The sequence below is a fragment of the Brevundimonas sp. FV1ye29L genome (assembly GCF_058681095.1).
In genome coordinates this window covers 108823-124744 of record NZ_CM178730.1, presented here as the reverse complement: position 1 = coordinate 124744, position 15922 = coordinate 108823, and the positions used below count along the sequence as shown (strand labels likewise).

Sequence of the window (15922 nt, the reverse complement as noted above, 5' to 3'; positions counted from 1 at the left end):
CCGCCCGTCGGAGACACGGGCGGCGGAGGCCGGCGCCTGCAGGACGGACCCGCCGTTTTCACCCCGACAGGGTTAAGGGGCTGTTTACCTCGCAAGAAAACGCCCCCTTCCGCGAGAAAGGGGGCGCAGGTTTGCGGTCCGGCGTCAGGCCCCGGCTTTCCGGCTTCAGTCCTGATGGATGTCGCCCGATCCGGTGGTGGCCTGACGCAGGGTCGCCGGACGTGTGGCGAGGTCGATGTCGCCCGATCCGGAGGCGGTCAGGTCTGCGGTCTGGCTGGGGGCGATACGCACGTCGCCGCTGCCGCTGAGCGACACCCGGGCGTCCGCCACCGGCAGGCTCTCCAGATCGACGTCGCCGGAGCCGGTGCTGATCAGGGTCAGGGCCCTGGCGCGGCCTTCGCCCGTCACATCGCCCGAGCCGGTGATGTCCAGCGACAGCTCAGGCTGGTCAAAGCGGCGGAGGGTCAGGTCCGAAGATCCGTTCAGCACGAAGCGGCGCACGGCCGGGGCGGTCACCACGATACGGACCTCGTCGTCGCGCACCCAGATGCCGCGCCCGTCCTGATGACGCCCGAACACAATGCGCTCGTGGCGGGGGCCGGCGGGACGGTCGGCGGTCAGACGGTCGCCCTCCAGCCGGATCAGGGCGACCCGGTCGGCCGGGCCGGTGATGGTGATGCCCGGCGTATCGCCCTGGACGTAGTCGACGTCATCCGAAAGGTCGATGACCAGCTGCTCGCCGCCGGCCCAGTCCAGGGTGCGGGTGGTGTCGACGGGCCGGGTCCCGTCGTCGCGGACGATGGACAGGGTGTCGCCGTCGCCGTTGCTGTCATACAGGGTCCAGTTCCAGCCATGGGCGGCCATGTCGCGTCCGCCGATGGCCAGGGCGCCGGCGGCCGAGCCGAGCGCCAGCACGAAGGCGGCGCCGGAGATGATGAGAAGGGTGCGGATCATGCCGGGTCTCCCGTGGCCTGGGTGGGGGCGTAGGACGGAGCGACGGGGGCCGGGGCGGCCGCCATCTGGGGTTCGAGGGCCGGCTTCAGCAGCCGGTAGTGAAGGCGGGCGAACCAGACCAGGCCGTTGACCAGCAGGACGGTGAAGACCGCCAGCAGGGCGCCGGCCGACACCGCGCCGGCCATCAGGCTGAGGCCTGCCAGGAAGGCGGCGAGGCCGCCGCCCGGGAAGCCGGCGAAGGGACCGGCCACCATCACGCCGCCGCCGGCGATGAACAGGGCGATGACCGCGACCAGGACTCCGAACAGGGCCCCGACCACGCCCATCAGGATGGGTAGCAGGATCAGGATATCGATGGCGCCCAGTCCCAGCACGGCGAAGACGGCGCCGGCTGCGGCCGACGGCGTCTGTTCCTGACGCCAGCGCTGCACCCCGGCCTCGGCCTTCAGCTCGCGGGCCAGACGGTCGGGATCGCCCAGGGCCTCGGCCGTGGCGGCCTCGGTGCGGCCGGCGCGCGCGGCGTCGTCGAAGTGGGTCTCATAGTCATTGAGGATGTCGTGGGCGACGGCGGTCGGCAGGCCGACCAGTCCGCGCTTCAGGCGGGCGAGAAAATCGGCGCGCGTCATTGGGCGTCTCCAGCGGGAACGAGGGTGTCGGCGGTTGGGTCCGCCGAGGTTTGGGGTGCGGCGAGGACGGCGTCCACGGCGGCGGTGAACGCCTTCCAGTCGGCCGTCTGGCCGGACAGGGCGGAACGCCCCGCATCGGACAGCCGATAGTATTTGCGCGACGGTCCGGACGGGCTCTCGACCAGATAGGTCTCGACCAGTCCGTCCGTCTGCATGCGACGCATCAACGGGTAGATGGTGCCTTCGCCCATGTCGATCGCATCCGACAGACGGCTGGCGATCTCGTAGGCGTAGCTGTCGCCACGGTTGAGGAGGGCCAGGACGCAGAGTCCCAGCACTCCCTTCTTCAGTTGAATCTCTATGGTTTCGGGCGCCATGGGGCCTCCTTTTGATGAAGGCAGACTACGGCAAGGTACTGAGTGGTGCAAGGTAGCTGGTCAAACATGACAGCGATTTAATCGACGCGCCATTCGCCCCCGATTGCCGGATGCGCCTATCCGTCGCTTGGCAAGCGCCGATACAGCCGATATGGACCGCCTGAACACCGTGCTTTGCAGGACGGGCGGGGAGTGCGACTGGCTCGCAACGACCTGACGCCTTTGGCTTTAAGAGGAATTCCGAATGGAACTGGGCAGACGAGCCCTGAAAGCCGCCGGGGGTCTGATGACCGGCGCCGCTTTCGCCATCCTGTTCGCCACGCCGACGTGGGCGCAGGAACTGTTGGGTCAGCCGACGCCAGGCGGCATCGGCCTGCAGCAAAGCGCCTCGCCGCTGAAGCATGAGGCGACCTGGTTCCACAACGTCATCCTGATGCCGATCATCACCGCCATCTGCGTGCTGGTGCTGGGTCTGCTGGTGTGGATCGTCGTGCGCTACAACAAGAAGCGCAATCCGGTTCCGGCGCGCTGGAGCCACAACACCGCCATCGAGATCGTCTGGACCGTGATGCCGGTCGTGGTCCTGCTGGTGATCTCGCTGTTCTCGTTCCGGCTGCTGTTCGCCTACAACAACATGCCGACCCCGGACCTGACCATCAAGGCGACCGGCAACCAGTGGAACTGGGCCTATGAATATCCCGACCAGGGGATAGCCGAATATATCTCGAACATGCTGCCCGAGGACGAGGCGAAGGCGCGGGGCGTGCCGTTCCGTCTGGCGGCCGATGAGCCGATCGTCGTTCCCGTGGGCAAGACGGTCCAGGTTCTGGTCACCGCCGCCGACGTGATCCACGCCTTCGCCCTGCCCGCCTTCGGTCTCAAGACCGACGCCATTCCGGGCCGCACCAACCACACCTGGTTCAAGGCCGAACGCGTCGGAACCTATTACGGCCAGTGTTCGGAATTGTGCGGCGTCGACCACGCCTTCATGCCGATCGAGATCAAGGTTGTGACCGAGGCCGAGTTCGCCGCCTGGGTCGCCTCCAGGGGCGGCTCAATGACCAAGGCCGCCGATGAGGCCACGGCCGCCGCTGCCGCCGCCGCCCTGGCGGCGCCGGTCGCTGTCGAGGCGCCCGCCGCTGACGCCGCCACCGCCCCTGCTACCGCTGCGGCTCCTGCCGCGCCCGCCTCCGCTGCGCCCGCCGCAGCGCCGGCCGCCCCGTAATCGCGAGCCCGAAGAGATCATGGCTACCGACATCACCGCAGACGCCCGCGCCGCCGACCATGGTCACCACCATGACGCCGCGCACGACCACAAGCCGGGCTTCTTTACCCGCTGGTTCTTCTCGACCAATCACAAGGACATCGGCACCCTGTACCTGCTGTTCGCCATCATGGCGGGCATCGTGGGCGGGGCCCTGTCCGGCCTGATCCGCTGGGAACTGGCCGAGCCGGGCATCCAGATCTTCCGCGCCGGATCCGGCGTCGATCTGATCGGCCTCGTTGAACAGTCCAAGCACGGCTACAATGTCGTGGTCACCGGCCACGCCCTGATCATGATCTTCTTCATGGTCATGCCGGCGATGATCGGCGGCTTCGGCAACTGGTTCGTTCCGATCATGATCGGCGCGCCGGACATGGCCTTCCCGCGGATGAACAATGTGTCGTTCTGGCTGCTGGTCGCCGCCTGGGTGCTGTTGATCATGTCGTTGTTCGTCGATGGCGGACCGGGCAAGGGCTTCGGCGGCGGCTGGACCATCTATCCGCCGCTCTCGACCACGGGCCACACCGGCCCGGCCATGGACCTGGCGATCTTCTCCCTGCACATCGCCGGCGCCTCGTCGATCCTCGGCGCGGTGAACTTCATCACCACCATCTTCAACATGCGCGCTCCGGGCATGACCCTGCACCGCATGCCGCTGTTCGCCTGGTCGGTGCTGATCACCGCCTTCCTGCTGCTGCTGTCGCTGCCCGTTCTCGCCGGCGCCATCACCATGCTGCTGGCCGACCGCAACTTCGGCACCAGCTTCTTTGATCCGGCCGGCGGCGGCGACCCCGTCATGTTCCAGCACCTGTTCTGGTTCTTCGGCCACCCCGAGGTCTACATCCTGATCCTGCCAGGCTTCGGCATCATCTCGCACATCGTCTCGACCTTCAGCCGCAAGCCGGTGTTCGGCTACCTCGCCATGGCCTACGCCATGGTCGCCATTGGCTTCGTCGGCTTCGTCGTGTGGGCGCACCACATGTACACGGTCGGCATGAACGTGAACCTGCGCGCCTATTTCGTGGCCGCGACCATGATCATCGCCGTGCCTACGGGCGTGAAGATCTTCAGCTGGATCGCCACGATGTGGGGCGGGTCGATCAGCTTCAAGACGCCCATGCTGTGGGCCATCGGCTTCATCTTCCTGTTCACCGTCGGCGGGGTGACCGGCGTGGTCCTGTCCAACGCCGGCATCGACTACAGCCTGCACGACACCTATTATGTGGTGGCCCACTTCCACTATGTGCTGTCGCTGGGCGCCGTCTTCGCCATCTTCGCGGGCTTCTACTACTGGTTCGAGAAGATGTTCGGCGTGAAGTACAACGAGTTCCTCGGCTGCCTGCACTTCTGGATCATGTTCGTGGGGGTGAACCTGGTGTTCTTCCCGCAGCACTTCCTGGGCCTGCAGGGCATGCCGCGCCGCTATATCGACTACCCGGACGCCTACACCCTGTGGAACCAGGTGTCGTCGATCGGCTATGTGGTGACCATCGTCGGCGTCGGCGTCTTCCTCGTGATGCTGCTGGAGGCCGCCATCCGTCGTCGTCCTGGCGTGGCCAATCCGTGGGGCGAAGGCGCCACCACCCTGGAGTGGACCCTGTCCTCGCCGCCGCCGCATCACCAGTTCAACGAGCTGCCGGTCGTCAAGTCCGACGACAGCCACTGAGTTCCATCCGCTCCCTTGCGTCACCCGCCGACCGGATCGGGGGGCCGGGCCAGGGGCGGCGAGAAAAGCAAATCGGGGCCCCGGACGTTCGTGCGTCCGGGGTTCCTTTCTTCCCGGACGACGCCCGATTCCCGGGGTCCCGCCCGGGGATGACGGTGGACTAGATTCTGATGGCTCAATCCGACGCCGCTCCCGTCGTGACAACCGCCCAGCCGGAAGATTACTTCCAGCTGCTGAAGCCGCGCGTGATGTCTCTGGTGGTCTTCACCGGAGCGACGGGGCTGGTCGTGGCGCCCGGCTCGATCAATCCGTTCGTGGCCGCCATCGCCATCCTGTGCATCGCTGTGGGGGCCGGGGCGGCGGGCGCCCTGAACATGGCGCTGGAGGGCGAGACGGACGCCCTGATGCGACGCACAAGGGGCCGTCCTGTGGCGGCGGGCCGGGTGCCCAAGGGCGACGCCATGGCCTTTGGCGCCGTGCTCAGCCTGTTTTCGGTCATGCTGCTGGGGATGAACGCCAACTGGCTGGCGGCTGGACTGCTGGCGCTGACCATCGCCTACTATGCCGGCTTCTACACCCTGATGCTCAAGCGGCGGACGCCCCAGAACATCGTCATCGGCGGGGCGGCCGGGGCCCTGCCCCCGGTGATCGGCTGGGCAGCGGCGACGGGCGCGGCGCCCTGGCAGGCCTGGCTGCTGTTCGCCATCATCTTTCTCTGGACCCCGCCGCACAGCTGGGCCCTGGCCCTGTATTCGGCCGGAGACTACGCCAAGGCGGGCATTCCCATGATGCCGGTGGCGCGGGGCGCGAAGTCCACGCGTCTGCAGATTCTGGTCTATTCCCTGATCTTCGTGCCGGTGGCGGTTCTTCCCGCCTTCGTCGGCATGGGCGGCGGCGTCTATCTGGCGGTCTCGGGCGTCGGCGGCCTGGTGTTTCTGGCCATGGCGTTGAGACTGTTCCGATCGCGGGCCGGCGACGAGCCCGACAAGGCCGAGGCCGTGGGGCGAGAGGCCGCATTGTATGACGTTCGCGCCGAGGCCAAACCGGCGCGCAATCTTTTCGCCTTTTCCATCCTGTATCTGATGGGACTGTTCGCGGCCCTGCTGGTCGAACACCTGACCGGCATGACGGCGTTCCGTCTCTAGCCCCGGGGATCTCTCCCGCGGCCCTGCTTTAGAAGGTTTCCCATGGAACCGACCATGACTGACGGCCCTGTCTATATCCGGCTGACCCCGACGGAGCTGGCCGCGCGCAAGCGCCGCAATGTCTTCATCGCCCTGGCGCTGGTGGCCTTCATGGTCCTGCTGTTCACCACCACCTTCCTGCGGATGCTGCATAACCAGAAGGTCGGCCGCGAAGCCCGGGCCGCCGCCGCCTCGGCGCCCCAGGTGCCGCAGGGGGCGCCGTCCCCTGCCCCCGGCATGGGGCAGGGCCAATGAAACGCCAGAATCTGATCGCCATCGCCTGCGGCGCAACCGTCCTGTTCATGACGGGGGCCGCCTTCGCCGCCGTGCCGCTGTACAAGCTGTTCTGTCAGGTCACCGGCTTCGACGGCACGGTGATGCGGGCCGACAAGGCCCCCGAGACCATCCTCGACTCGACCGTCATGATCCGGTTCGACACCAATGTGCGGGATCTGCCGATGGTGTTCCGCGCCGAACAGACCAGCCAGAGGGTGCGGATCGGCGAGACCGGAATGGCCTGGTTCGATGTGACCAACACCTCGGACAGGCCGATCAAGGCGCGAGCGGGTTATAACGTCGTGCCGGAATACACGGGCCCCTATTTCCAGAAGCTGCAGTGTTTCTGCTTCGACGAACAGATCATCGAGGCGGGCCAGACGCGGAAATTCCCGGTCCAGTATTTCGTCGCACCCGAACTGGCCACTGACGCCGAGGCCAAGGGGGCCACAGAGATCACCCTCAGCTATACCTTCTATCCAGCAAAGGACGGGGTTCCGGACGGAACCCGCGATCCGGGCCGGGCCGCCGGGGCCTGATTGAGGCCATTTTTTGAGCGACCGCCCGCTCGACCTGAGCAGAAAATGGGCTATAGCCCATCCGAAGACTCTCTCGACCGTTGCAAGAGACCCTGATGGCCGACAATCACGCCGCTCCGAAACACGACTACCATCTGGTGGATCCCAGTCCCTGGCCCCTGTTCTGCTCGGCCACGGCCGTGGTGATGATGGTGGGCGCGGTCGCCTGGATGAAGGGCGTCTTCGGCCTTGAGGCCGGCACCAGCTGGCTGTTCCTGCTCGGCCTCGCCCTGACGGTGCTCGGCATGGGTCTGTGGTGGGCCGATGTCGTCAAGGAAGCCAACAAGGGCGACCATACGCCGGTCGTGGCCATCGGCCTTCGCTACGGCATGGTGCTGTTCATCGCCTCGGAGATCATGTTCTTCGCCGGCTTCTTCTGGATGTTCTTCGACATGGTCCTGTTCGACCAGTCGCGTCAGCACATCCCCGAGGTCGGCGCCTGGGCCGATACGGCCAAGGCCTGGTCGGCCTGGCCGCCCAAGGGGGTCGAGACGCTCAGCGCCTGGCATCTGCCCCTGCTGAACACCGTGACCCTTCTGCTGTCGGGCTGCACCGTCACCTGGGCGCACCACGCCCTGCAACAGGGCGACCGCAAGGGGGCCAAGATGGCCCTGGCCCTGACCATCGTCCTCGGCGTCTTCTTCACCTGCGTCCAGGTCTATGAATATGCCGAGATCCTCCACGAGAACCTCTTCTTCAACGAGGAAGCCGCCAACTCGGGCCTCTATGGTTCGATCTTCTTCATGGCCACGGGCTTCCACGGCTTCCACGTTCTGGTCGGCACCATCTTCCTGGCGGTCTGCCTGATCCGCCTGCTGAACGGCGCCTTCACCCCGAAACAGCATTTCGGCTTTGAGGCCGCCGCCTGGTACTGGCATTTCGTCGACGTCGTCTGGCTGTTCCTGTTCGCCTTCGTCTACGTCGCCTTCGGCTGAGCCGGTTGGATCCATCTCCGGATGACATTGCGCCGGCCCGGATCGACCCGATCCGGGCCGGTCTGCTTTGCCGCTGTCCGCACTGCGGCCTTGGCCCCCTGTTTCAGGGATTCCTGAAGGTCCGGCCGACCTGCGACGTCTGCGGCTATGATCTGGCCTCCATCGAGACCGGCGACGGGGCGGCGACCTTCATCATGCAGATCGCGGGCTTCCTCGTCGGTTTTTCCGCCCTGTTCGTGGAGATCGTCTGGCATCCGCCGATCTGGCTGCATCTGGTCGTCTGGCTGCCGCTGGTCATCGCCCTGGCTCTGGGCCTGATGCGGCCCGGAAAGGGGCTGATGACGGCGTTGCAGTACCGCAGCCGCAGGGAAGGCCCCCGGCCATGAGACGTGCGCCCCGTCCGTCCTTTCCCTGGGTCCTGACCCTCGTCACGGCCCCGGCCCTGGCCGCCCTGCTGGCCCTCGGCGTCTGGCAGGTGCAGCGGCTGGGCTGGAAGGAGGGACTGATCGCGGCTGCCGAAGACGCCGCCGGTCGCCCGCCCGCGCCCCTGTCCGAGGTCCTCGCCGCGTCCGAGCCGGAGTTCCGTCGCGCCCTTGTGGTCTGTCCCGGCCTCGCCACAGCCCGCTATGTCGAGCTGCAGTCCATCGCCGACGGAGAGGTCGGATCGCGCCTGATCTCCGTCTGCCGCGCCCCGGGTCTGGCCGAGGTCTTCCTGATCGACCGGGGCTTTATCGCCGACACCGCCCCCGAGCGGCCTCGCGTGGCCGCGTCCAGCCTGCCCCTGTCTCTCCTGGTCGAGCTCCGCCGGACGCCCGCGCCCGGTCCGATGTCGCCGGCATCGTCCCAGGGACGGTTCTACGCCCGCGACAGCGCCGCCATCGCCCGGGCCCTCGGCGCCGGCGACGTGTCGGAATTCACCCTCTTTGCCCTGGCCTCGACCAATCCGGAGATCGGGGCGCTCCAGGCCTCGGCACCGCCCGCCGCCTTCGCCAACAACCACCTCGGCTATGCCCTGACCTGGTTCGGTCTGGCGATCGCCCTGGTCGGCTTCTATGTGGCCCTGCTCCGTCGCCGGATGAAGAAAGACCCTGTTCCCTGACCTCGCTGCACACCCTTGCCAACGGCGTCCGCATCGTCTGCGACCCCATGCCCGGCCTGCGGACCCTGGCCGTGACCGTCGCCGTACGCGGCGGCGCGCGTTGGGAGACAGAGGCGCAGTCCGGCTGGTCCCATCTGCTGGAACATCTGGTGTTCAAGGGGGCCGGCGACATGGGCGCCCGCGACATCGTCGAGCGGATCGAGGCCGAGGGCGGATCGATCAATGCCGCGACCGGCTATGAGCGCACCAGCTTCGATATCCGCGCCCTCGACGGCTCCCTGCCCCTGGCCATGCAGGTCCTGTCGGACCTGGTCCTGCGTCCGACCCTCGACCGGGCAGAGATCGAGCGGGAAAAGGATGTGGTGGCCCAGGAGATCGCCGAGGCCTTCGACACGCCCGACGACCACGTCTTCGAAATGGCCCAGACCCGGGCCTTCACCGGCCAGCCGCTGGGACGTCCGATCCTGGGATCGGTCGACAGTCTGAAGCCCGTCACGCGCGAAGCCATTTCGGACTGGCGCGGCCGGCTCTATTCGCCCGACCGGATGGTCATCTCGGTGTCGGGCGCCGTGGACGAGGACGCCCTGCTCGCCCTTTCGGAGCGCTGGTTCGGCGGCGCGGTCGCGGCGGTGTCGGAGCCGCCTGAGCCCGCCCGGTTTACCGGCGGCCATGCGCGACTTGCGCGACGCATCGAACAGGCCAATCTGGTCTTCGAACTGCCTGGCCTGTCGGCCGCCGATCCCGATTTCGCCGCCCTGCGCCTGTTCACGGAGATTCTCGGCGGCGGCATGGCGTCGCGTCTGTTCCAGAGCGCCCGCGAGGAACGGGGGCTGGCCTATGCCATCGACGCCTGGCACGAGGCGCATGAGGATACCGGGGTCCTCGGCGTCTATGCGGGCGCCTCGGCCGACCGGGCGGTCGAACTGGCCGAGCTCGTGGCCGAACAGACTCTCGCCCTTGCCAGCGACGGACCGACCGAGGCCGAGCTGTCGCGCGCCCGCGCGGTGTTGCGGGCCGGACTGTGGATGTCGGACGAGAGCCCCGCCAGTCGTTCCGGCCGGCTGGCGACGCAGACCCTGGTCCACGGCGCCCCGGAGGCGACCGAGGCCAGCGTGGCCCGGCTGGAGGCGACCGACGCCGACGACCTGAGACGTGCGGCCGCCCGGGTTCTGGCGCCCGCACGGGCGGCGACGGCGGTTCTGGGGCCACGGTCTGCCGGTCCGGCCGGCGCGGCCTTTGCGGCGCGGCTGTCTGCGGGTTAGTCTGCAGCGCCATGGCGCTGCTGGACTGGATGACTGATACGGCCGGTCCCGTGATCCGGGGCGACGGCGTCGTTCTGCGCCCCCCGCGCGGCGCCGACTATCCGTCCTGGGCCGATCTGCGCGAGGGCTCGCGCGACTATCTTCAGCCCTGGGAGCCGTCCTGGCCGGAGGACGACCTGTCCCGAACCGCCTTCCGACGGCGGCTGACGGTCTATGCGCGCGAGATGGAGCTGGGCAACGCCTGGCCGTTTTTCATCTTCGACGCGACGGGCCGCACGCTGGTCGGGGCGGTCACCCTGTCCAATATCCGGCGCGGCGTGGCGGAGACGGGAACGCTCGGGTACTGGATCGGCCGTCCGTTCGCGGGACGCGGCCATGCCACGGCGGCGGTGCGCGCCGTGACCGCCCATGCCCTGACCGCCCTGAGGCTGCATCGTCTGGAGGCCTCCTGCCTGCCGTTCAACGCCGCGTCCCGTCGGGTGCTGGAAAAATCGGGGTTCCGGCTGGAGGGAGAGGCGCGGGCTTATCTTAAAATTAACGGTGAATGGGCAGACCATCTTCTGTTCGGCCTGTTGTCTGAGGATTTCGACAGGTCCGATCCGCACCGTTCCCCAGGAAGCCTGTGATTTGACCCCGACGCGATCCAGAAATCTGGCCTGGGACGCGACAATGGCGATCGAGGCGCTTGCGGCCGCAGAGTCGGCCCTGTGGGTCTGGACCCCGGCCGAAGACTCCCTGCGTCTGACCGGCGCGACCCGCGCCCTCGGTCTTGGGCCGCTGGCGCCCGAATGTTCGGGCGCCGCCTTCGTCGCCGTCACCCTGCCCCAGGACCGGGGTCTGGCCGAATCCCTGCTCAGGCCGCGCGCCGAGGGCGCCGAAGTGGTCCTGCGGTTGCGGATGCGCGGGTCCGAAACCTGCCTCTGGCGGGGGGTTTGGCTGGAAGACGGTCTGCGCGCCGCCGGCATTGTGGCGCTGGAGAACCGGCTGGCCGGGTCGGAGAAGGACGTGCTGACCGGCCTGCTGGACCGGCGGGGGTTCCTGGCCCGGGCCGCAGAGGGCCTGACGGCGCCGGGCGAGTATGAGCTGGTCGTCGCGGATGTGGACCGGCTGCGGCGCCTGAACGAGGCGCTGGGTCATGACCGGGCTGATCTGGTCCTGTCGGCGCTGGGATCGCGGCTGTCGGCCGCCTTCCTGCCGGCCGAGGCGCCCGCGCGCATCGGCGAGGACGAGTTTGCGGTCCTGATCCCGCGGCGGCCCGGCAGCGGCGCCGACGGCATGCCGGGCGGCGCCGACCGGGTGCGAGAGGCCCTGCAACAGCCGCTGCGCATCGCCGGCTTCGACATCTATCCGACCCTGTCCATCGGGTCCGTGACATGCGAGGGCGGCCCCGACGCCGCCGACCCTGCGGAACTCCTGCGCCGGGTCGAGCTGGCCGTCAGCCAGGCCAAGACCGCCGGGCGCGGCGGTCAGGCCGCCTATGGCCGGGCCCTCGAGAGCGACAGCCTGTCGCGTCTCGCGCTGGAGGCGGATCTGCGCAATGCCTTCGTGCGCGGCGAGATCGGCCCCTTCTACCAGCCGATCGTCAATCTGAACTCCGGCGCCGTGGCCGGGTTCGAGGCCCTGGCCCGCTGGCGCCACCCGAAGCGCGGTCTGGTCCCGCCCGACGAATTCCTCGGCCTGACCGAAGAAATGGGGCTGATGCACGAACTGGGTCTGATGATGATGACCCAGTCGGCGCGCCAGCTGGCCGAATGGCTGCGCCGCCACCCCCGGGCGGGGCGGTTGTTCTGCAGCGTCAACCTGTCGGTCGGCGAGATCGAGCGGCCCCATCTGGTCGAGGATGTCGAGCGGATCATCAGGGAGGCCGGCCTGCCGCGCGGCGCGCTGAAGCTTGAGGTCACCGAAGGCGACATCATGCGCGACACCGAGGCCTCGGGCCGGGTGCTGCGCCAGCTCAGGGATGTCGGGGCTTCGCTGGCGCTCGACGATTTCGGAACCGGTTTCAGCTCGCTCAGCTATCTGGCGCGCCTGCCGTTCGATACGCTGAAGATCGACCGCTATTTCGTTCTGACGATGGACAAGGACGAGGGCTCGGCCAAGATCGTCAAGTCCGTGGTCAATCTGGGCCGCGATCTGGCCCTGGAGGTTGTCGCCGAGGGCGTCGAGAACGCCCATCTGGCGGCCCTGCTGCTGGCCGATCAGTGCCACTATGGTCAGGGCTTCGGCTACGCCCCCGCCCTGCCGCCGCAGGAGGCCGAGGTCTATCTGAACGAATCTCTGGCCGACGGGACGGCGCCGATCAAGCAAAGGTCGGCGTGAAGGAAGGCGCCTGTCGTGCCGGGGTTCCCGCCTTGACAAACCTTGCCATCAGGGTGAGGCTGACGTCATGGCCACGATGAACATTTCGCTTCCCGATCAGATGAAGGCCTGGGTCGAGGCCCAGACCGCCGACGGTCGCTATGCCAACACCAGCGACTACGTCCGCGACCTCATCCGTCGTGAACAGATCAAGGCCCAGAAGATCGCGCACTGGAATGTTCTGATCGAAGAGGCTTACGCTTCAGGCATCTCTGACCAGACTGCAGAGGAAATCTTCGCTGAAGCCCGCCAGGAAGCTCTGGCGCGCATGGCCTCGCGCGCAGCCTGAGTTGGCGCGTCTGCGGCTCACCGTCGCGGCCCGACAGGATCTCAGGTCTATCCACATTCAAGGCGAGGAGATGTTCGGCCTGAAACAGGCGGACGCCTACGCTGCGGGACTGGTCCGTGCGTTGCGTGTTGTCGCCGACTATCCTTCAGCGGCGCGCTTCAGGATGGACATCGCTCGTCCCGTGCGGGTGAGCCCATACAGGTCGCATGTGATCCTCTATGCCGTGGAAGAGGACGATGTCGTGATCCTGCGCGTTCGTCATGCCGGCGAAGACTGGATCAACAATCCGCACGAGCCGCCGAGTTTCGAGGACGAACCATGACCCACTCCATCCTCGTCGGCATCGGCGGCTGGACCTATGAGCCTTGGCGAGGCGTCTTCTATCCGGCCGATCTGGTCCAGAAGCGCGAGCTGGAGTTCGCCTCGCGCGCCCTGACCTCGATCGAGATCAACGGCACCTACTATTCGACCTTCAAGCCCGACAGCTGGATGAAGTGGCGCGACGAGACGCCCGACGGGTTCGTCTTTGCCGTCAAGGCCAGCCGCTATTGCACCAATCGCAAGGTGCTGAGTGACGGCAAGGAGAGCTTCGCCCGGTTCCTCGATCAGGGACTGACGGCGCTGGGCGACAAGCTGGGGCCGATCAACTGGCAGTTCATGGCCACCAAGAAGTTCGACCCCGAGGATTTCGAAGGCTTCCTGAAGCTGTTGCCGCATGAAAAGGACGGGCTGCGCCTTCGCCATGCCATCGAGGTCAGGAACCCGACCTTCGACACCCCGGAATTTTACGAGCTGGCGGCGAAATACGGTGTCGCCATCGTCTATGCCGTCGACGACGAGGCGCCGACCTGGCCCCGGATCGATCAGCCCACCGCCGACTTCGCCTACGCCCGGCTGATGTCGAGCCGCGAGGACGAACCGACGGGCATGACCTCGGCCGAACTTGACGCCGTCGCCGACCAGGCCCGGGCCTGGGCGAAGCGGGGCGACGTCTTCGCCTATTTCATCTCGGGCGCGAAGCTGCGCAATCCGGCTGCAGCCCAGGCCTTGATCGAAAAGCTGAAATAGCAACCCTCCGGCTTGCGGCGGGGCCGCCGCCCCCACATCTGAACGACGCCCCCGTATCCCCAAGGACATCGCCATGCCCATCGCCACCCGCGCCTTCGCCGCTACGGATTCGTCTTCGCCGCTGACGCCCTACAGCTTCACCCGGCGTGATCCCCTGCCGGACGATGTGGCCATCGACATCCATTTCGCGGGCATCTGTCACTCCGACCTGCACATTGTGAAGAATGATCTGGGCAACAGCGTCTATCCGCTGGTCCCGGGACATGAAATCGCGGGGCTGGTGACGGCCGTGGGCGAGAACGTCACCCGCTTCAAGGTCGGCGACCGGGTCGGTGTCGGCTGTATGGTCGACAGCTGCCGCGTCTGCGCCCCCTGCCGGGCCGGGGACGAGCAATATTGCGTGCCGGGCATGACCGGCACCTATGGCGCGCCGGACAAGCATGCGGACAAGTCGGGCGAGCGGATCACCCAGGGCGGATATGCCGACCGGATCGTGGTGGATCAGGCCTTCGTCGTCACCATCCCCGACAGCATTCCGCTGGATGCGGCCGCCCCCCTGCTCTGCGCGGGGATCACCACCTATTCGCCGCTGCGCCACTGGAACACCAAACCGGGTTCGAAGGTCGCCGTCATCGGTCTGGGTGGTCTGGGTCACATGGCGGTCAAACAGGCGGCGGCGATGGGCGCCGAGGTCACCGTCCTGTCGACCTCGGATCGCAAGATGGCCGATGCCGAGCGGATGGGGGCGAAACACTTCCTGATCAACACCGACAGGGCGGCGATGAAGGCGGCGGCCGAGAGCTTCGACCTGATCATCAACACCGTCTCCGCGACGCACGAGATCGCCGGTCATCTGCAGCTTCTGGCCCATGACGGGACCATGGTCATGCTGGGCCTGACGACCGAGGCCCTGCCCGTCTTCGCCATGCCCCTGCTGTGGCGTCGCCGCTCCGTCGCCGGCTCCCTGATCGGCGGCATCCGCGAGACCCAGGAGATGCTCGACTTCTGCGCCGAGCACGGCATCGCCTCGGATATCGAGGTGATCGCCCCGTCGCAGATCAACGAGGCCTATGCGCGGCTGGAGAAGTCCGACGTCCGCTACCGCTTCGTCATCGACATCTCACAACTGGGTCAGGCGGCGTAACATCCGCTATTCGCAGGCACATTGTCGGGCTAGACCTTGACCGAAGGCTCCGCGTCGAGACGGGGCCCGGACGGGACAAGGAAACGGAAATGACGCGCGTGGCATTTGTGACCGGCGGAACCCGGGGAATCGGCAAGGCGATCGTTCAGAGGCTGAGGGACGACGGCATGGCCGTCGCGGCCGGCTACTCCGGCAATACCGAGGCGGCCGAGGCGACGGCGCGCGAACTGGGCGTCATGGTGGTCAAGGGCAATGTCGGGTCGTTCGACGACTGCGCCCGCGCTGTGGCCGAGGTCGAGGCGGCTCTGGGCCCCGTCGACATCCTGATCAACAACGCCGGCATCACCCGCGACGGCTTTTTCCACAAGATGAGCCATGACCAGTGGTCCGAGGTGATCCGCGTCAATATGGACAGCGTCTTCAACATGACCCGGCAGGTGATCAACGGGATGCGGGACCGCGGTCATGGCCGGATCGTCAACATCTCCTCGATCAACGGTCAGAAGGGGCAGATCGGCCAGGCCAACTATTCGGCCGCCAAGGCGGGGATGATCGGCTTCACCAAGGCCCTCGCCCTGGAGAATGCGCGCAAGGGGGTGACGGTCAACTGTATCGCCCCTGGCTATATCGACACCGAGATGGTGGGCGCCATGGACCAGAAGGTGCTGGATTCCATCATCGCCCAGATCCCCGTGGGTCGGCTCGGCAAGGGCGAGGAAATCGCCGACATGGTGTCCTGGCTGTGCGGCGAACGTGCCGGATATGTCACAGGCTGCACCCTCAGCCTGAACGGCGGGCAATATCTGGTCGGTTGACGCCGGTTCGCCCAAAATCCGCCGGGG

19 protein-coding genes are annotated in these 15922 nt (G+C 67.2%); 16 read left to right on the top strand and 3 right to left on the bottom strand.

Annotated features, from left to right (window positions below; all coding sequences use genetic code 11):
* Positions 1–165: 165 nt before the first annotated feature.
* Genes ACW17W_RS00680 through ACW17W_RS00670 form a run of 3 tightly spaced genes read right to left on the bottom strand, consistent with a single transcriptional unit; the run spans position 166 to position 1957 of the window.
* The gene (locus ACW17W_RS00680) at positions 166–954 is read right to left on the bottom strand and encodes a GIN domain-containing protein (RefSeq protein WP_492078373.1); all 789 of its coding nucleotides are present in this window, start codon (positions 952–954) and stop codon (positions 166–168) included.
* A complete protein-coding gene (locus ACW17W_RS00675; protein ID WP_492078371.1) occupies positions 951–1580 on the bottom strand; it encodes a DUF1700 domain-containing protein in 630 nt (209 codons plus the stop codon). The genes ACW17W_RS00680 and ACW17W_RS00675 overlap by 4 nt, the downstream gene beginning before the upstream one ends.
* A complete protein-coding gene (locus ACW17W_RS00670) occupies positions 1577–1957 on the bottom strand; it encodes a PadR family transcriptional regulator (RefSeq protein WP_492078369.1) in 381 nt (126 codons plus the stop codon). The genes ACW17W_RS00675 and ACW17W_RS00670 overlap by 4 nt, the downstream gene beginning before the upstream one ends.
* A 244-nt stretch (positions 1958–2201) precedes the next feature.
* Here ACW17W_RS00670 and coxB point away from each other — a divergent pair, with 244 nt between their 5' ends.
* The 16 genes from coxB to phbB all read left to right on the top strand — a co-directional run bounded on the left by coxB (position 2202) and on the right by phbB (position 15895).
* Positions 2202–3182, top strand: a complete 981-nt coding sequence (gene coxB / locus ACW17W_RS00665) for a cytochrome c oxidase subunit II (RefSeq protein WP_492078366.1) — start codon at positions 2202–2204, stop codon at positions 3180–3182.
* 19 nt (positions 3183–3201) lie between these two features.
* Positions 3202–4887, top strand: a complete 1686-nt coding sequence (gene ctaD / locus ACW17W_RS00660) for a cytochrome c oxidase subunit I (RefSeq protein WP_492078364.1) — start codon at positions 3202–3204, stop codon at positions 4885–4887.
* A gap of 170 nt (positions 4888–5057) precedes the next feature.
* On the top strand, positions 5058–6032 hold the full coding sequence (locus ACW17W_RS00655; protein ID WP_492078362.1) for a heme o synthase: 975 nt from the start codon (positions 5058–5060) through the stop codon (positions 6030–6032).
* Positions 6033–6086: 54 nt separating this feature from the next.
* Positions 6087–6326, top strand: a complete 240-nt coding sequence (locus ACW17W_RS00650; protein WP_492078360.1) for a hypothetical protein — start codon at positions 6087–6089, stop codon at positions 6324–6326.
* Positions 6323–6886, top strand: a complete 564-nt coding sequence (locus ACW17W_RS00645; RefSeq protein ID WP_492078359.1) for a cytochrome c oxidase assembly protein — start codon at positions 6323–6325, stop codon at positions 6884–6886. Before ACW17W_RS00650 ends, ACW17W_RS00645 begins: the two co-directional genes overlap by 4 nt.
* A gap of 95 nt (positions 6887–6981) precedes the next feature.
* A complete protein-coding gene (locus tag ACW17W_RS00640) occupies positions 6982–7860 on the top strand; it encodes a cytochrome c oxidase subunit 3 (RefSeq protein WP_492078357.1) in 879 nt (292 codons plus the stop codon).
* 5 nt (positions 7861–7865) lie between these two features.
* Entirely contained in the window at positions 7866–8246 is a 381-nt protein-coding gene (locus ACW17W_RS00635) for a DUF983 domain-containing protein (protein WP_492078355.1), read from the top strand.
* Positions 8243–8959 (top strand): SURF1 family protein, encoded by a 717-nt coding sequence (locus ACW17W_RS00630; protein ID WP_492078353.1) that lies wholly within the window; start codon positions 8243–8245, stop codon positions 8957–8959. Before ACW17W_RS00635 ends, ACW17W_RS00630 begins: the two co-directional genes overlap by 4 nt.
* Before the next feature lie 47 nt (positions 8960–9006).
* Positions 9007–10221, top strand: coding sequence for a M16 family metallopeptidase (locus tag ACW17W_RS00625; protein ID WP_492078351.1), 1215 nt, complete (start codon positions 9007–9009; stop codon positions 10219–10221).
* Between the two features lie 11 nt (positions 10222–10232).
* The gene (locus ACW17W_RS00620) at positions 10233–10847 is read left to right on the top strand and encodes a GNAT family N-acetyltransferase (RefSeq protein WP_492078349.1); all 615 of its coding nucleotides are present in this window, start codon (positions 10233–10235) and stop codon (positions 10845–10847) included.
* A 43-nt stretch (positions 10848–10890) separates the two neighbouring features.
* The gene (locus ACW17W_RS00615; protein ID WP_492080345.1) at positions 10891–12540 is read left to right on the top strand and encodes a putative bifunctional diguanylate cyclase/phosphodiesterase; all 1650 of its coding nucleotides are present in this window, start codon (positions 10891–10893) and stop codon (positions 12538–12540) included.
* A gap of 67 nt (positions 12541–12607) precedes the next feature.
* Positions 12608–12868, top strand: coding sequence for a type II toxin-antitoxin system ParD family antitoxin (locus ACW17W_RS00610; RefSeq protein WP_492078347.1), 261 nt, complete (start codon positions 12608–12610; stop codon positions 12866–12868).
* A 70-nt stretch (positions 12869–12938) separates the two neighbouring features.
* The gene (locus ACW17W_RS00605; protein WP_492078345.1) at positions 12939–13190 is read left to right on the top strand and encodes a type II toxin-antitoxin system RelE/ParE family toxin; all 252 of its coding nucleotides are present in this window, start codon (positions 12939–12941) and stop codon (positions 13188–13190) included.
* On the top strand, positions 13187–13936 hold the full coding sequence (locus ACW17W_RS00600) for a DUF72 domain-containing protein (protein WP_492078343.1): 750 nt from the start codon (positions 13187–13189) through the stop codon (positions 13934–13936). The genes ACW17W_RS00605 and ACW17W_RS00600 overlap by 4 nt, the downstream gene beginning before the upstream one ends.
* Positions 13937–14009: 73 nt before the next feature.
* Entirely contained in the window at positions 14010–15080 is a 1071-nt protein-coding gene (locus ACW17W_RS00595; RefSeq protein ID WP_492078341.1) for an NAD(P)-dependent alcohol dehydrogenase, read from the top strand.
* Between the two features lie 89 nt (positions 15081–15169).
* On the top strand, positions 15170–15895 hold the full coding sequence (gene phbB, locus ACW17W_RS00590) for an acetoacetyl-CoA reductase (RefSeq protein ID WP_492078339.1): 726 nt from the start codon (positions 15170–15172) through the stop codon (positions 15893–15895).
* The last annotated feature ends 27 nt before the right edge of the window (positions 15896–15922 follow it).

Bases quoted from the DNA above. Each gene is read 5' to 3' on its own strand.
- ACW17W_RS00680 (WP_492078373.1), bottom strand. From the start codon at position 954: ATGATCCGCACCCTTCTCATCATCTCCGGCGCCGCCTTCGTGCTGGCG.
- ACW17W_RS00675 (WP_492078371.1), bottom strand. From the start codon at position 1,580: ATGACGCGCGCCGATTTTCTCGCCCGCCTGAAGCGCGGACTGGTCGGC.
- ACW17W_RS00670 (WP_492078369.1), bottom strand. From the start codon at position 1,957: ATGGCGCCCGAAACCATAGAGATTCAACTGAAGAAGGGAGTGCTGGGA.
- coxB (WP_492078366.1), top strand. From the start codon at position 2,202: ATGGAACTGGGCAGACGAGCCCTGAAAGCCGCCGGGGGTCTGATGACC.
- ctaD (WP_492078364.1), top strand. From the start codon at position 3,202: ATGGCTACCGACATCACCGCAGACGCCCGCGCCGCCGACCATGGTCAC.
- ACW17W_RS00655 (WP_492078362.1), top strand. From the start codon at position 5,058: ATGGCTCAATCCGACGCCGCTCCCGTCGTGACAACCGCCCAGCCGGAA.
- ACW17W_RS00650 (WP_492078360.1), top strand. From the start codon at position 6,087: ATGACTGACGGCCCTGTCTATATCCGGCTGACCCCGACGGAGCTGGCC.
- ACW17W_RS00645 (WP_492078359.1), top strand. From the start codon at position 6,323: ATGAAACGCCAGAATCTGATCGCCATCGCCTGCGGCGCAACCGTCCTG.
- ACW17W_RS00640 (WP_492078357.1), top strand. From the start codon at position 6,982: ATGGCCGACAATCACGCCGCTCCGAAACACGACTACCATCTGGTGGAT.
- ACW17W_RS00630 (WP_492078353.1), top strand. From the start codon at position 8,243: ATGAGACGTGCGCCCCGTCCGTCCTTTCCCTGGGTCCTGACCCTCGTC.
- ACW17W_RS00625 (WP_492078351.1), top strand. From the start codon at position 9,007: ATGCCCGGCCTGCGGACCCTGGCCGTGACCGTCGCCGTACGCGGCGGC.
- ACW17W_RS00620 (WP_492078349.1), top strand. From the start codon at position 10,233: ATGGCGCTGCTGGACTGGATGACTGATACGGCCGGTCCCGTGATCCGG.
- ACW17W_RS00615 (WP_492080345.1), top strand. From the start codon at position 10,891: ATGGCGATCGAGGCGCTTGCGGCCGCAGAGTCGGCCCTGTGGGTCTGG.
- ACW17W_RS00610 (WP_492078347.1), top strand. From the start codon at position 12,608: ATGGCCACGATGAACATTTCGCTTCCCGATCAGATGAAGGCCTGGGTC.
- ACW17W_RS00605 (WP_492078345.1), top strand. From the start codon at position 12,939: ATGTTCGGCCTGAAACAGGCGGACGCCTACGCTGCGGGACTGGTCCGT.
- ACW17W_RS00600 (WP_492078343.1), top strand. From the start codon at position 13,187: ATGACCCACTCCATCCTCGTCGGCATCGGCGGCTGGACCTATGAGCCT.
- ACW17W_RS00595 (WP_492078341.1), top strand. From the start codon at position 14,010: ATGCCCATCGCCACCCGCGCCTTCGCCGCTACGGATTCGTCTTCGCCG.
- phbB (WP_492078339.1), top strand. From the start codon at position 15,170: ATGACGCGCGTGGCATTTGTGACCGGCGGAACCCGGGGAATCGGCAAG.